Below are 14427 nucleotides of genomic sequence, written 5' to 3' on the forward strand. Positions count from 1 at the left end.
CGCGAACCGAAGATCGAGACCTTTCGGCGTGGTGCGGCTGCGCAAAAATCTCCGGCCCGCCATTGCATGACAAGGCGGAGGATGCAAGCAGAAGCGTGGGCTTTCAAGGCTTTTCACAGGCCCGGCCTCCGGCGACGCGGCGAAGTCGATGCCGATCTTGACCTTACCCGGTCCGGGCTCATATGCGTGATACCGGGAATGCAGTGCAAAAAGGACGTAAAGATGCCCTATCATATCAGCGGAGCGAGCCTGCGCCGCCATGTCTTCTTCTGGGCAGCCGTTCTTTTCATCTTCGCGCTGTTTCTGTGGTTTTTCAGCTCCATCCTTCTTCCCTTCGTCGCAGGCATGGCGCTCGCCTATTTCCTCGATCCTGTCGCAGACTGGCTGCAGCGCCGCGGACTAAGCCGGATGATGGCTTCCGTGCTGATCCTGGTCTCGTTCGTCACGGTGTTCGCGCTGTCGCTGATGCTGGTCATCCCGATCATCGTCACCCAGTTCACCCAGTTCGCCGCCGCTTTGCCCGGTTACATCACCCAGTTGCAGCAGATCATTTCCAACCCGGAGAACTCGTTCCTGCCGAGCTGGGTCTCCAGCCAGATCGAGACCGTCAAACAGAATTTCTCTGAAGTGCTGAGCCAGGGCGCCGGCTTCATCGGTACCCTGTTTGCGCAGATCTGGAACTCCGGCAAGGCGATCGTCGACGTCGTGTCGCTCCTGATCGTTACCCCGGTCGTCGCCTTCTATCTGCTGCTGGACTGGGACCGCATGGTGTCGAAAGTCGATAGCTGGATCCCGCGCGATCAGGTCCAGACAGTGCGCGACATCGCCCGCGACATGGATGGATCCGTCGCCGGCTTTATTCGCGGGCAGGGATCACTCTGCCTCATCCTCGGCATCTACTATGCCGTCGGTCTGTCGCTGGTGGGCCTGAATTTCGGCCTGCTGATCGGCTTCGTCGCCGGCATGATTTCGTTCATTCCCTATATCGGTTCGATGATCGGGCTGATCATGGCGATCGGTGTGGCGCTCGTACAGTTCTGGCCGGACTATCTGTGGATCATGGCGGTCGCTGCCGTGTTCTTCTCCGGCCAGTTCCTGGAAGGCAATATACTGCAGCCGAAGCTGGTCGGCGAAAGCGTCGGTCTGCATCCGGTCTGGCTGATGTTTGCGCTGTTTGCTTTCGGTGCCATGTTCGGCTTTGTCGGTCTTCTTCTCGCCGTGCCCGCAGCGGCAGTCGTCGGCGTGCTTGTCCGGTTCGCGATCTCACGGTATCTTGACAGCGATCTCTATTACGGCCGATCGGTAGATCTGCCGTGGGAAGGGGCGCCACAGGCCGTGGTCAATGAAAATACCGGCATGCAGCGTCTCGATGCTCCCAAGAGCGACCAGAAAGACATCTGAAAAGCGAATGACCGGATCGAGCGAACGCGACCAGCGCAGAAGCGAACAGCTTCCGCTGCAATTCACCCATGATTCCGCGCAGAGCCGGGACGATCTCCTGGTCTCCGAACGGCTGGCCGCCGCCGTCTCTATCGTCGACGAGTGGCCGGCCTGGCCATCGCCGGTCGTGATCCTTGCGGGTCCCGTCGGTTCCGGCAAGTCGCATCTCGCCCATATCTGGCGGGAGCGGGCAGGGGCTGCCGAGATCCATCCGATCTCGGGTTCGAATGCAGCAACTGTCGCAGCGGATGGGCCGGTGCTGTTTGAGGACGCCGATCGGCGCGACTTCGACGAGACCACGCTTTTCCACGTCATCAATGCCGTGCGCCAGCATGGCCGCACTTTGTTGATGACATCGCGGCTGTGGCCCATGTCCTGGTCCGTGACGCTGCCGGACCTCAAATCACGGCTGAAGGCTGCGACCGTGGTGGAAATCGGCGAGCCCGATGAGGAACTGCTGGCCCAGGTGATGGTAAAACTGTTTGCCGACCGTCAGCTTTATATTGATGACAAACTTCTCAGTTACATCGTCAACCGGATGGAGCGATCTTTGGGCGCTGCGCAGACCATCGTCGACCGGCTGGACCGGTTGGCATTGGCGCGCGGGACCCGGATCACCCGTCCTCTGGCAACCGAAGTCCTCAAGGATTTCGGCAGTGCCGGACCGAATGATTAGCAACGTCTGCGCCGGCAATTGACTATGACGGTCGCGTCGTCAAACGTATCGCACGGCCCCACGCATACCGGTTATGGGGCTGGCTCTGGGATGGATGAAGATGGAATCGATGACGACCGAGATTGAGCAGCCCAAAAAGGGCGAGGCAGCCAGCAGGGACGAAGCGGTGGATATGGGTGAGGCGCTGCTTTCCAGCCCCGAGCGGTTCATCAACCGCGAGTTTTCCTGGCTGCAGTTCAACCGCCGCGTTCTCGAGGAAACGCTGAACGCGTCGCATCCGCTTCTGGAGCGCATCCGCTTCCTGTCGATCTCGGCTGCAAATCTCGACGAATTCTTCATGGTGCGCGTTGCCGGTCTTGAGGGGCAAGTCCGCCAGGGCATCGTCATCAAGAGCCCCGATGGCAAGACGCCGGCAGAACAGCTGGATGCGATCCTGCAGGAAATCGACAATCTGCAGATGGAGCAGCAGGCCTCGCTCGCCGTGTTACAGCAGTATCTGGCGCAGGAAGAGATTTTGATCGTCCGTCCGGCAGCACTTTCGGACGAAGACCGTAACTGGCTGTCCGGGACGTTCGACGACGAGCTGTTCCCGATCCTGACACCGCTTTCGATAGATCCGGCGCATCCGTTCCCGTTCATCCCCAATCTTGGCTTCTCGATGGGGCTGCAATTGCACAGCCTGAACGGCAAGGAGCCGATGACGGGTCTTCTGCGCCTGCCGACGACGCTTGACCGCTTCATCCGTCTGCCCGACGACGCAAACACGATCCGCTACATCACGCTCGAAGATGCGGTCGCCATGTTTACCGACCGGCTTTTCCCCGGTTACGAGGTTAAGGGCGGCGGTACGTTCCGCATCATCCGCGACAGCGATCTCGAAGTCGAGGAAGAAGCCGAGGATTTGGTCCGCTTCTTCGAGACTGCGCTCAAGCGCCGCCGCCGCGGCAAGGTCATCCGCATCGAGACCGATTCGGAAATGCCGGCGGAACTGCGCCAGTTTGTGGTGCAGGAACTCGGCGTTCCGGACAACCGCGTCGCGGTCTTGCCGGGTCTTCTGGCACTCAACACGCTGTCGGAAATCACCAAGGCGCCGCGCGACGATCTGCGGTTCGAAAGCTACAACGCCCGATTTCCCGAACGCGTCCGCGAACACGCCGGAGACTGCCTCGCCGCCATCCGCGAAAAGGACATGGTGGTCCACCACCCGTACGAGAGTTTCGACGTTGTGGTGCAGTTTCTTCTTCAGGCAGCCCGTGACCCCGACGTCCTCGCCATCAAGCAGACCCTCTACAGAACCTCCAACGACAGCCCCATCGTCCGAGCCCTGATCGATGCGGCCGAGGCCGGCAAGTCGGTGACGGCGCTGGTCGAGTTGAAGGCACGCTTCGACGAAGAGGCCAACATCCGCTGGGCGCGAGACCTGGAGCGAGCTGGCGTGCAGGTCGTGTTCGGCTTTATCGAGCTCAAGACACATTCGAAGATGTCGATGGTCGTGCGCCGTGAGGACGGCAAGCTGAGAACCTACTGCCACCTTGGTACCGGCAACTACCATCCGATCACCGCAAAGATCTACACGGACCTTTCCTTCTTCACCTGCAACCCGAAGATCGCCCACGACATGGCGAATATCTTCAACTTTATCACCGGTTACGGCGAGCCGAAGGAAAGCACCAAGATCGCCATGTCGCCCTACACGCTGCGACCGCGCATTCTCAAACACATCGAGGAAGAGATCGCGCACGCGAAGGCGGGAGCTCCGGCCGCGATCTGGATGAAGATGAATTCACTGGTCGATCCGGAGATTATCGACGCGCTTTATCGCGCCAGCCGCGCCGGCGTCGAAATCGATCTGGTCATCCGCGGCATCTGCTGCCTGCGCCCGCAGGTGCCGGGTCTTTCCGACAATATCCGCGTCAAATCGATCGTCGGGCGCTTCCTCGAACACAGCCGCATCTTCTGCTTCGGCAACGGTTACGGCCTGCCTTCGGACAAGGCTTTGCTCTACATCGGGTCCGCCGACATGATGCCCCGCAACCTCGATCGCCGCGTCGAAACGCTGGTGCCGCTGCTCAATCCGACCGTGCACGAGCAGGTTCTTTCACAGATCATGCTGGGCAATCTCATTGACAATCAGCAGAGCTACGAGATATTGGCGGACGGTACGTCAAGGCGCATGGAAGTGCGCAAGGGTGAAGAACCGTTCAACGCGCAGCATTATTTCATGACCAATCCTAGCCTCTCGGGGCGTGGTGAAGCCCTGAAATCCAGCGCTCCGAAACTGATTGCCGGCGTCATGTCCGGACGCAAAAAGTAGCCGGCAAGAACAGTCAAGAAATAGGCAGCATGGTACGATCTGAAGCTCAAGGGCGCCTGCCTGGCATCGCCCCTGTTTCCGTCATCGACATTGGCTCGAACTCGGTTCGCGTGGTGATTTACGAAGGCCTGACCAGGGCACCGACCGTTCTCTTCAACGAGAAGGTTCTGTGCGGTCTTGGCAAGGGGCTCGGCTCGAACGGCCGGATGGACGACGAGGGCGTGTTGCGCGCGCTCGCCGCTCTCAGACGGTTCAAGGCGCTGTCCGACCAGGCGCAGGCGACGGAAATCTACGTCCTTGCAACAGCCGCCGCCCGCGAAGCCTCCAACGGCCCTGATTTCATCGCCAAGGCGGAGGAAATCCTCGGCCAGGAAATCCAGCTCCTGTCCGGCGAGGAAGAAGCCAAATATTCGGCGCTCGGCGTCATCAGCGGCTTTCACGAGGTCGACGGCGTCGCCGGTGATCTTGGTGGCGGATCGCTTGAACTGATCGACATCAAGGGAGACGAGTTCGGCAAGGGGATCACCCTGCCTCTCGGCGGCCTGCGGCTGTCGGAATCGTCAGGTGGTTCCATTTCCAAGGCGCGGACTTTTGCCCGCAAGCAGGTCAATACCGCCCGCTTTCTGGAAAAGGGCGAGGGCCGCACCTTCTATGCGGTCGGCGGCACGTGGCGCAACATCGCCAAGCTGCACATGGAAATCACCAAATATCCGCTGCACATGATGCAGGGCTACGAGCTGACCTTCGAGGAAATCCAGAAATTTCTCGAAGACGTGATCGATGCCAAGGATTCGAAGGATCCTGCCTGGCAGGCCGTCTCGAAAAGCCGTCGTTCGCTTCTGCCCTTCGGCGCCGTGGCCCTGCAGGAAGTGCTCTCCGTCATGAAGCCGTCGGTCGTCAGCTTTTCGGCGCAGGGCGTGCGGGAAGGCTATCTCTATCATCTGATGCCGGATGAGGAAAAGCAGGCCGATCCGCTGGTCGTGGCTGCCGATCAACTCGCCATCCTGCGCGCGCGTTCGCCGGAACATGCGCGCGAGCTTGCCGATTGGACCGGCCGCATGGTGCCGTTCTTCGGCATTACCGAGACCGAGGAAGAAAGCCGCTATCGCAGGGCTGCCTGCCTGCTGGCCGATATCAGCTGGCGTGCGCATCCCGATTACCGCGGCGCCCAGGCACTTAACGTCATCGCCCACTCGTCCTTCGTCGGCATTACCCATGCGGGCCGCGCCTACCTGGCGCTCGCCAACTACTACCGGTTCGAGGGTTTGAGCGACGACGGTGCCACCGGCCCGCTCTCGACGATTGCGACACCGCGGCTGCTGGAGCTCGCCAAACTGCTCGGCGGGCTTTTGCGGGTGGTTTATCTGTTCTCGGCTTCGATGCCCGGCATCGTCAATAACCTGACTTTCCGCCAGTCGAGTTCGCCGGATCTCGACATGGAATTCGTCGTGCCGCACGCTTACCGCAACTTCGCTGGCGAGCGGCTGGAAGGTCGGCTGCAGCAGCTTGCCAAGCTGACCGGCAAGAAGCTCGCCTTCGTGTTCGAATAGCAGCTGTTGCGAGAACAGATGCATCAGATCTAGACGGTTGCAACCGAGCGGGCTTCGGCTTATCTTCGGTTGAACGGGCATGCCTTATGTTGGTGTTGGCTTCGAGGGGGGCTCGAACATGGCAGTGGCAGATCAAGGCGCGAACAATCATGCGGACCGTGGGGCCAATAACGCGCTGGCGCCCGAGAACAATTTTCCGGAAAAATACTTTGTTGCCGGCGTGGCCGTCGGGCTCTTTCTCGTGCTGCTGGGTACTGCGATCCTTCTCTTGGGACGCAGCCAGACCGCCTCCTCGCTGACCATCTGCGTCGGTTTCGGGCTGGTGCTTGCGGCGTTCGGTGCAAAGGTTGCAGGGAACTGGGCCGGCTGGTCGGTGACCGGGGCCGGCGCCATGGCAGTCGTTCTGTTTCTAATGCTCCAGCAATTTACGCCGCCTGGCACGCCGGCGCTGTTTAAAGGCGAGATCAGCGGCGACTTCTCGCATGTCGCCGATATCCGCATAATCGATGACGAGCCGCTCTACATCTACAAGGATGCCATGGTCCGACGGATCAAGTTTCTTGGCCTCGGTACATCGCTACAAAGCACGCAGATGCGGATGCAGGTCGATACAATCGAAAAGGAAGCTGGCAAAGAGTATTTCGAGCTTATCGGCGATGCCCAGAAAATCCGGGCAATTTTCGCCGAAGGCCGGCCGGTCCAGTGGCGCTTCGACTATGATGCGCGGCAGGTCAAGAACGGCTCGCTGGTTCTCCTGTCCGAACTGGATACGCTTTCACCTGGGCCGACAGCGGAGGTTAGCGGCAGCACGACAGGTGCATGGTGGGATCTGAGCGCGTTCGCTCAGGCGGCGGTTCGGCCGGAAGCATCGGTCGACCAAATTCAGAAGGCGCTTGCCGGCCTACGGAACGAGGATACGTTCCTGAGGCGCAATTCCCGCGACTTTCTGGTCTCTGCCGGAGTTGTCGCAGTGCCCATGATGCTGTCTGCGCTGCACGCATCGCCGGACGATTACCGCGTCAAGCTCGGCGTGGTCTATGCCCTGGCAGAAATGATCCGCTCCGACCCCAATCTGGCGTCGTCTCTGTCGCAAAAGCTGGCCGCTGAGGATTTTCCGTTGCTGATTCAGGCGGCCGCAGATCCGGACAAGACCATTCGCTACCAGGCAGCAGATTTTCTGTACCGCCTGCAGGATCCGCGGGCCGTGGAGCTGAGCGTAAACGCTGCCAAGGATACGACAGATCAGGGTGTGGCCAATAACCAGATCCTGATCCTGCGGCAGTCGGGGAGCAATCTTTCCTCGTCGCAAAAGAGCGACATCGTCCGTCAGCTCAATGATCCTTCGACGAACTTGAACAGAAGCTTGAAAGCGCCATCATCGCTTAACGACGTCCTGAAATGGTAATCCTGGCGATACCTGAGCTTTAATACGTCCAGGTTCGAGGTGTCATGGAGTCGAAAAGGGTACCTGCTGATGCAGATACCCTTTTCTGTTTCGTCGTGGTGATGTCCGGGCTCTAGAGGCCTGCCGATCACCGCCTCACTGCTTTACTTCGCGTTGAGGAACTCGGCGGCTTCGATCAGGCTGAACTCGTTGTCATCAGCCTTGTTGACGGCGCGACCGGCCGAGAAGGGCAGGTTGTTGTCATTGCCGATGATCAGGTGTGTCGCGTCGATCTGGTCGACATTCTCGATCGTCACGAACGGCATGTCGTAGATGCCGTCCTTCGAGCCAGCCATCTTCTTGCTGTCGGGGTCCTTGATGTTCAGAAGGTCGATATAGCCGATCTTGCGGACGGCCGCGCCGACATTGGCGTCGGTCATCTCGATCTTGTAGACGCGCTTCAGTTCGGCCGGCGCATCGAAGCAATCCGGTTTCGGCTGCTTCGGATCGGCGCAGGCCTTGTCCTTGGTGCCGGCGCCGTTGTCGCGTTCGATGACGAGTGCGGTCGTGGCGTCCAGCATGTTGAAATCGCCGATCGCGACACCCTTTTCAGACAGCGGATAGAGCCAGGAACGACCGGTCCAGCTTTTCGAAGCGACGTCGAATTCGATGACGCGCAGCGCGGTGCGGCCATCGGCCTGTTCGACCTTGCCGTCGTCGAGGAAGAGCGGGCCTTCCAGCAGGCCGTAGAGCTTCTGCCCATCCTTCGATAGTGCCATGCCTTCATAGCCACCCGAACGCTTCAGGTTGAAGACCGGCATCTTGGCGGCGGGGTTGGCCGGCATGGACAGCGTCGGGTTGTCGGGCGAGGTGACTTTCTTGCCGTCGACGGTGGTGGCAACGACGTCAGTCAGCTGGCCGAGCATGTCGACCTTGATGAGGTAAGGCCCGAATTCCTCGCCGAGCCAGAAACCGTCTGCGACGGGCTGGATCGATTCGATGTCGAAATCGGCGCCGGTCAGGTAGCGCTTGTCGCTGCCTTCCATGGCGATCGGGAAGGGGGCGATCTTGTTCGGGTCAGACAGGAAGATGTTCTTGACGACATCGACCTTGTTGGTCGCCCAGTCGAACTTCACCTGATGCAGGAACAGCATCGCATCGGAGGAATTGGCCTTAGAGCCGAAGCCGTTGTCGGAGAGCGTCCAGAACGTGCCGTCGGCCATGGCCTTGATCCCGGAAAAGCCCTGGATCGGCTGACCGTTGAACGGCAGCTTGACGTCGGTGACGCGAACACCGTCCTTGCCGTCGATCGAGCCAAGCTTTTCCGTGCGCTTGCGGTCCGGCGTGGTGAACTTGCCCGATGTCTTGAGAAATTCAGGCGCATCGGTCGGAGCAGCAGTCACCGTATTGGCCGGCAGGATTGCCTGGCCCGCGAGCTTTGCGGGAAACTCCTTGTCGTCGGCCAATGCCGTGCCGGCGAGGAGGGCACTTACGAAGACGGAGGCTAAAAAGGTCTTGGTCATCAAATCACCTGTTCGATTGAGAAGAACACGCGACGTCGATAGGCGGCACGCATGACGGTGAGGTGATGATCGCTTGACGCTTGGATGAAGGTTTTACGTCTGTTTCTTGACACGCTAAAGCACCCATCAGCAGCATCGCTGAGCAGGGCAGAAACGCCGGAAATGTCTGGGATTTAAGCGAAAAGGGATCGCGCCACGGTGGCCGATCCCTTGGATGTTTGGAGACGGTGGGGGCGAGCCTTACAGCTCGACCGCCTCGACCTTCTTATTGACGAAGCGCAGCGCCACGCCGCCTTGGATCAGCTTGAGCGCCGTGTCGCCGAACAGTTCGCGACGCCAGCCGGAAAGGGCGGCCACTTCGGCCAACTCGCCTTCGGCAGCAATCTTTTCCAGATCGTCGGTATTGGCAAGCACCTTGGCGGCAACGCCCTGCTTGTCGGAAATGAGCTTCAGCAGAACCTTCAAGAGTTCGACGGCAGCGCCCGTGCCTTCCGGCAGGTGAACATGCTTCGGCGCATGCGGCATCTCGGTCTTCGGCAGCGCCAGCGCCGTATTGACAGCCTCGACGATTGCGGCGCCCGAGGACGAGCGCTCCCAGCCTTTCGGCACGGTGCGCAGACGTCCGAGCGCTTCGGTATCCTTCGGCTGCTGCTGGGCAATCTCGTAAATCGCGTCGTCCTTGAGCACGCGCGAGCGCGGTACGTTGCGGCTGCGCGCCTCACGTTCGCGCCATGCGGCGACGAATTTCAGGATTGCCAACTCGCTCGGCTTCCGCAGACGCGACTTCAGACGAAGCCAGGCATCGTCGGGATGCAGGTCATAGGTCGACGCGCTCTCGAGAACCGCCATTTCCTCCGTCAGCCAGAGGGCACGGCCTTCACGTTCCAGCTGTTCTTTCAGAGACAGATAAACGTCGCGCAGATGGGTGACGTCGGCCAGCGCATAGTCGAGCTGCTTTTCCGACAGCGGCCGGCGGCTCCAGTCGGTAAAGCGCGACGACTTGTCGATCTGCACGCCCTTGATGCGGTTGACCAGCTGGTCGTAGGAGACGCTGTCGCCGAAGCCGCAGACCATGGCGGCGACCTGCGTATCGAAGATCGGATGCGGCACGAGATTGCCGAGATGATGGATGATCTCGATATCCTGGCGGGCGGCATGAAACACCTTGGTGACCGCCGTATTCGCCATCAGCTCGAAGAAGGGCTTGAGGTCGAGCCCTTTTGCCAGCGGATCGACGAGAACTTCGACTGTCGGGCTCGCCATCTGGATCAGGCAGAGTTCCGGCCAGAAGGTCGTCTCTCTCAAGAACTCCGTATCGATGGTGATGAAGTCTGACTGAGCCAGCTTTTCGCAGGCTTCCTGAAGGGCAATTGTTGTTTCGATCATCGTCTCATTCACGTGCAGGTGGTCAACCTTCCTTTCCCTTCCCGCCGCAGATGTCAAGACAAACGGCCAGCCTTTCCCGGAAGCGGGCGGCTATTTCCTGTTGTTGCCGTCAGCGTCCCTGTCCTTGTCGCTAGCCCGGTCCGCAGGGTCTGCAAGCCGGTTGAAATAAGCCGACGTGCGCAAGAGCGCCCGAAATCGCGAGTTGCGCTGCTGCGGCGGCACCGGTGCCCGCACCCGCATCCGGCGCAGCGTGTAGATCGCAAAACCGGCAAAGATGAAGGACGTGTAGAGGAAGAAGGCGCGCGGGCCGTAGAGTTCCAGGAGCGCTGCGGCAAGCAGCGGTCCGAACGTGGCGCCGACCGACCAGAAGAACAGGAGGCCTGCCGCGATCACCGCGTGTTCGCCGGGCTTGGCGTGGTCGTTGCCATGCGCCGAGCAGAGCGAATAGAGCGGCATCGAAAAGGCGCCGAACAGGAAGACGCTGATGATATTGGCCGTCTCGTTGCTGCCCGCGCCGAACGACAGATAGGCGCCGGTGATGACGGACCCGATCGTCGTCCACAGGATGACGCGCCGCCGGTCGAGCTTGTCCGAATAGACGCCGAGCGGATATTGCAGTACCACGCCGCCGATGATGCCGGCACTCATGAAGGTCGCGATCGACGTGATACTCATGCCGATCTCCTTGGCGTAGATCGGCCCGATATTGCGAAAGGCCGCCATCGACAGGCCGACCGCCACGACGCCCACCACAGCGAGCGGCGAAATGCGCCATACGGTTCTCAGATCAAAGGAAATCGAGGCCGGTGGCGTCGGCCCCGACTTGTCGGCGATGGATATCGGCACAAGCGACAGGGTGAGCGCGATGGCGATGATGTTGAAGATGACAGGTCCGTCGATGCCGAAGGTCGGGATCAGGTATTGCGCGATCGTGACCGAGCCGAGATCGACGAAACGGTAGATCGACAGCGTCCGCGCGCGGTTCTCGTTGGTCACTTGCGAGTTGATCCAGCTCTCGACGGTGGCAAACAGGCTGGCGATGGTGATGCCGATCAGGAAGCGCATGGCGAACCAGAAGACGGGATCGATGACCATCGATAGGGCGATCGAGGCGGACGCAGCGATCGCCGCCATGGCCGCAAAGGTGCGGATATGGCCGATCGAGCGCAGCAGCCGCGCCACATAGATGCAGCCGATCGCAAAGCCGACACTGTAGCCGGCACCGATCAAGCCGATGACTGACGGCGAAAAACCCTCGGCCGAACCGCGCAGCGCGATATAGGTGCCCTGGAGCCCGTTGCCGCCGATCAGGATCCCTGCGGTGATCAGAAGCGGTATCAGCGGGCGGATCTGGTTCATCGGATGCTTTCGGGCATGGTCGGCAGGCGCAGAGACTCAGCCAGCGCGCTGGCCGTATCGACCCATTCTGGTTATGACATCCTCCTATGCAACTCTAGCCGTAAAAGCGGGGGAAAGGGCTCGAGCGCCGCGAGAGACTGTGACAAGTCTTGACAAAGCAGGCCCACCATGCGCTTTTCCGGCCGATTTTCATGGGTTCGTACGGCTGTGCTTCGCGCGCCGATGAAGCCGCTTTCAGCATCAGTCCAGGATAAAAGACAATGCATCGTTACCGCAGCCACACCTGTGCAGCCCTCCGCAAGTCGGACGTCGGCTCCAATGTCCGTATCTCCGGCTGGGTTCATCGCGTCCGTGACCATGGCGGCGTTCTGTTCATCGACCTTCGCGACCATTATGGCATGACCCAGGTCGTTGCCGACCCGGACAGCCCGGCCTTCAAGTCGGCCGAAGTCGTGCGTGGCGAATGGGTCATCCGCATCGACGGCACCGTCAAGGCGCGTTCCGACGAGACCGTCAACAAGACCATGGCGACTGGCGAGATCGAACTCTACGCCCAGGAGATCGAAGTTCTCTCCGCTGCCAAGGAACTGCCGCTGCCGGTGTTCGGCGAGCCTGAATATCCGGAAGACGTGCGCCTCAAGTACCGCTTCCTCGATCTTCGCCGCGAAACGCTGCACAAGAACATCGTCAAGCGCACGCAGATCATTGCGGCCATGCGCCGCGAAATGGCGTCGGGCGGTTTTACCGAATATTCGACGCCGATCCTGACCGCATCGTCGCCCGAAGGCGCGCGCGACTTCCTGGTTCCGAGCCGTATCCATCCCGGCAAGTTCTTCGCGTTGCCGCAGGCGCCGCAGCAGTACAAGCAGCTGATGATGGTGGCGGGCTTTGACCGTTACTTCCAGATCGCGCCCTGCTTCCGCGACGAAGACCCGCGTGCCGACCGCCTGCCGGGCGAATTCTATCAGCTCGACATGGAAATGAGCTTCGTTACCCAGGAAGAAGTCTGGGAGACGATGGAGCCGGTCATGCGCGGCATCTTCGAGGAGTTTGCTGAAGGCAAGCCGGTCACCAAGGAATTCCCGCGGATCCCTTACGACGTCGCGCTGCGCAAATACGGTTCCGACAAGCCGGACCTGCGCAACCCGATCGAGATGGAAGCCGTCACCGAGCATTTCGCCGGCTCCGGCTTCAAAGTGTTCGCAAACATGATCGCGTCCAACCCGAAGGTCGAAGTCTGGGCGATCCCGGCCAAGACCGGCGGCTCAAGAGCGTTCTGCGACCGTATGAACGCCTGGGCGCAGGGCCAGGGCCAGCCGGGTCTCGGCTACATCTTCTGGAAGGAAGAAGACGGCAAGATCGCGGGCTCCGGTCCGCTCGCCAAGAACATCGGCGAGGAGCGCACCGAAGCCGTTCGCACCCAGCTCGGCCTCGAAGCGGGCGATGCCTGCTTCTTCGTCGCTGGCGATCCGGACAAGTTCTACAAGTTTGCCGGCGAAGCCCGTAACCGCGCTGCCGACGAACTGAACCTTTCCGACAAGAACCAGTTCGCCCTGTGCTGGATCGTCGACTTCCCGTTCTTCGAATACAACGAGGAAGACAAGAAGATCGACTTCGCCCACAACCCGTTCTCGATGCCGCAGGGCGGCCTCGACGCGCTGGAAAACCAGGATCCGCTGACAATCAAGGCCTACCAGTACGACATGGTCTGCAACGGCTTCGAAATCGCGTCTGGCTCGATCCGTAACCAGCTGCCGGAAGTCATGGTCAAGGCCTTCGAAATGGTCGGTCTTTCGCAGCAGGACGTGGAAGATCGCTTCGGCGGCCTCTACCGCGCATTCCAGTACGGCGCACCGCCGCATGGCGGCATGGCAGCCGGCGTCGACCGCGTCGTCATGCTTCTGACCGGTGCCAAGAACCTGCGCGAGATCACGCTGTTCCCGATGAACCAGCAGGCCCAGGATCTCCTGATGGGAGCGCCTTCGGAAGCGAGCCCGGCGCAGCTGCGCGAACTGGCGATCCGCCCGATCCCGGCGGTCAAGAAGGACTGATCTTCGGTTCTATTTCTGTGACGAGATTGGAAAGCCCGGCGCTCGAAAGACACCGGGCTTTCCCGTTTCAGCAGGGCAGGGCTTGGTTGCAGTGCAGCGATCAGACCTTGGTCGGACGGAACCATCGTCGCGTACTTCGAGTTGTAGAGGCAGAATAAACAAATGGAGTAAGACTATGCGCAAGATCGTACTGACCGCTTCGGCGGCATTCATGGCGCTTTCGAGTGCAGCCTTCGCCCAGACGACGATCATCACGCAGGAACCAGCAATGGCACCCGCAACGGTTGTCATGCCAGGCGAAGTCCGCACCTACGTGATGGAGCAGCCGGTTGAATCCGTGCCGTACGAAGGCGACGTTCTGGTCGGCCGCGTGCTGCCGGAAGCCGTTCAGGTTCGTCCTGTGCAGGGATATGACTCCTACGGTTACACGGTCGTAAACGATCGCCGCGTTATCGTTGACCCGCAGACACGCACGGTTATTCAGGTCCTGGAATAGGACCTGTCTGATTTCGGATAGGATTTAAGAGACCGGGGCTGCCACCGCAGCTCCGGTCTTTTTGCGTTGGAGCTTTTAGTCCGTATCGCTTCGGGGCCGCTACCGTCGCCGTCTCGCAGATATTCCCGTACCACGCTTGGCATCTGCAATTCTCTCCGCTATAGGTCGCCCATCACAAGGACTCAGGTGAAACTCCCGAGTGGCTCTTCCGGCCGCCGATCCGCCGGACAACGCAAAGCATCAGCCGT

At 60.4% G+C, this 14427-nt stretch carries 10 protein-coding genes and 1 other annotated feature; of the genes, 7 read left to right on the top strand and 3 right to left on the bottom strand.

Translation table 11 applies throughout. The features are described from left to right. The first annotated feature begins 222 nt into the window (after positions 1-222). The 5 genes from J3A65_RS07020 (at position 223) to J3A65_RS07040 (ending at position 7385) form a co-directional block, all read left to right on the top strand. The gene (locus J3A65_RS07020) at positions 223-1401 is read left to right on the top strand and encodes an AI-2E family transporter (RefSeq protein WP_062453299.1); all 1179 of its coding nucleotides are present in this window, start codon (positions 223-225) and stop codon (positions 1399-1401) included. A 7-nt stretch (positions 1402-1408) separates the two neighbouring features. Next, positions 1409-2116: a DnaA regulatory inactivator HdaA gene (gene hdaA / locus J3A65_RS07025; protein ID WP_113167306.1), complete on the top strand. Its 708-nt coding sequence runs from the start codon at positions 1409-1411 to the stop codon at positions 2114-2116. A 100-nt stretch (positions 2117-2216) separates the two neighbouring features. Beyond that, on the top strand, positions 2217-4430 hold the full coding sequence (locus tag J3A65_RS07030; protein ID WP_062580250.1) for an RNA degradosome polyphosphate kinase: 2214 nt from the start codon (positions 2217-2219) through the stop codon (positions 4428-4430). 29 nt (positions 4431-4459) lie between these two features. Next, positions 4460-5980, top strand: a complete 1521-nt coding sequence (ppx, locus tag J3A65_RS07035) for an exopolyphosphatase (RefSeq protein WP_209900528.1) — start codon at positions 4460-4462, stop codon at positions 5978-5980. 118 nt (positions 5981-6098) lie between these two features. Continuing rightward, positions 6099-7385: a HEAT repeat domain-containing protein gene (locus J3A65_RS07040; protein WP_209900530.1), complete on the top strand. Its 1287-nt coding sequence runs from the start codon at positions 6099-6101 to the stop codon at positions 7383-7385. Positions 7386-7528: 143 nt separating this feature from the next. On the opposite strand, the gene J3A65_RS07045 is transcribed toward J3A65_RS07040, so the two are convergent. The 3 genes from J3A65_RS07045 to J3A65_RS07055 all read right to left on the bottom strand — a co-directional run bounded on the left by J3A65_RS07045 (position 7529) and on the right by J3A65_RS07055 (position 11632). Further along, positions 7529-8887: an esterase-like activity of phytase family protein gene (locus tag J3A65_RS07045; protein WP_209900532.1), complete on the bottom strand. Its 1359-nt coding sequence runs from the start codon at positions 8885-8887 to the stop codon at positions 7529-7531. Between the two features lie 240 nt (positions 8888-9127). Continuing rightward, entirely contained in the window at positions 9128-10273 is a 1146-nt protein-coding gene (gene rnd, locus J3A65_RS07050; protein WP_062453294.1) for a ribonuclease D, read from the bottom strand. A gap of 90 nt (positions 10274-10363) precedes the next feature. Next, positions 10364-11632 (bottom strand): MFS transporter, encoded by a 1269-nt coding sequence (locus J3A65_RS07055; protein ID WP_209900534.1) that lies wholly within the window; start codon positions 11630-11632, stop codon positions 10364-10366. Positions 11633-11892: 260 nt separating this feature from the next. On the opposite strand from J3A65_RS07055, the gene aspS reads away from it, so the two are divergent. Both aspS and J3A65_RS07065 read left to right on the top strand, forming a co-directional pair. Continuing rightward, complete coding sequence (aspS, locus tag J3A65_RS07060) at positions 11893-13683, top strand: aspartate--tRNA ligase (protein WP_209900536.1); 1791 nt, start codon at positions 11893-11895, stop codon at positions 13681-13683. A gap of 175 nt (positions 13684-13858) precedes the next feature. Next, complete coding sequence (locus J3A65_RS07065; RefSeq protein ID WP_062579936.1) at positions 13859-14179, top strand: DUF1236 domain-containing protein; 321 nt, start codon at positions 13859-13861, stop codon at positions 14177-14179. Between the two features lie 175 nt (positions 14180-14354). Beyond that, positions 14355-14412 (top strand) — a sequence feature (sul1 is cis-regulatory element that is thought to sense ions involved in sulfur or methionine metabolism; They are found in Alphaproteobacteria). Positions 14413-14427 lie beyond the last annotated feature (15 nt).

The organism is Rhizobium sp. PvP014 (genome assembly GCF_017876855.1).
Taxonomy (GTDB): Bacteria; Pseudomonadota; Alphaproteobacteria; order Rhizobiales; family Rhizobiaceae; genus Neorhizobium; species Neorhizobium soli.

Coding starts and splice junctions, on each gene's coding strand:
- aspS (WP_209900536.1), top strand. CDS start 11,893: ATGCATCGTTACCGCAGCCACACCTGTGCAGCCCTCCGCAAGTCGGAC.
- rnd (WP_062453294.1), bottom strand. CDS start 10,273: ATGATCGAAACAACAATTGCCCTTCAGGAAGCCTGCGAAAAGCTGGCT.
- J3A65_RS07065 (WP_062579936.1), top strand. CDS start 13,859: ATGCGCAAGATCGTACTGACCGCTTCGGCGGCATTCATGGCGCTTTCG.
- ppx (WP_209900528.1), top strand. CDS start 4,460: ATGGTACGATCTGAAGCTCAAGGGCGCCTGCCTGGCATCGCCCCTGTT.
- hdaA (WP_113167306.1), top strand. CDS start 1,409: ATGACCGGATCGAGCGAACGCGACCAGCGCAGAAGCGAACAGCTTCCG.
- J3A65_RS07040 (WP_209900530.1), top strand. CDS start 6,099: ATGGCAGTGGCAGATCAAGGCGCGAACAATCATGCGGACCGTGGGGCC.
- J3A65_RS07045 (WP_209900532.1), bottom strand. CDS start 8,887: ATGACCAAGACCTTTTTAGCCTCCGTCTTCGTAAGTGCCCTCCTCGCC.
- J3A65_RS07055 (WP_209900534.1), bottom strand. CDS start 11,632: ATGAACCAGATCCGCCCGCTGATACCGCTTCTGATCACCGCAGGGATC.
- J3A65_RS07020 (WP_062453299.1), top strand. CDS start 223: ATGCCCTATCATATCAGCGGAGCGAGCCTGCGCCGCCATGTCTTCTTC.
- J3A65_RS07030 (WP_062580250.1), top strand. CDS start 2,217: ATGGAATCGATGACGACCGAGATTGAGCAGCCCAAAAAGGGCGAGGCA.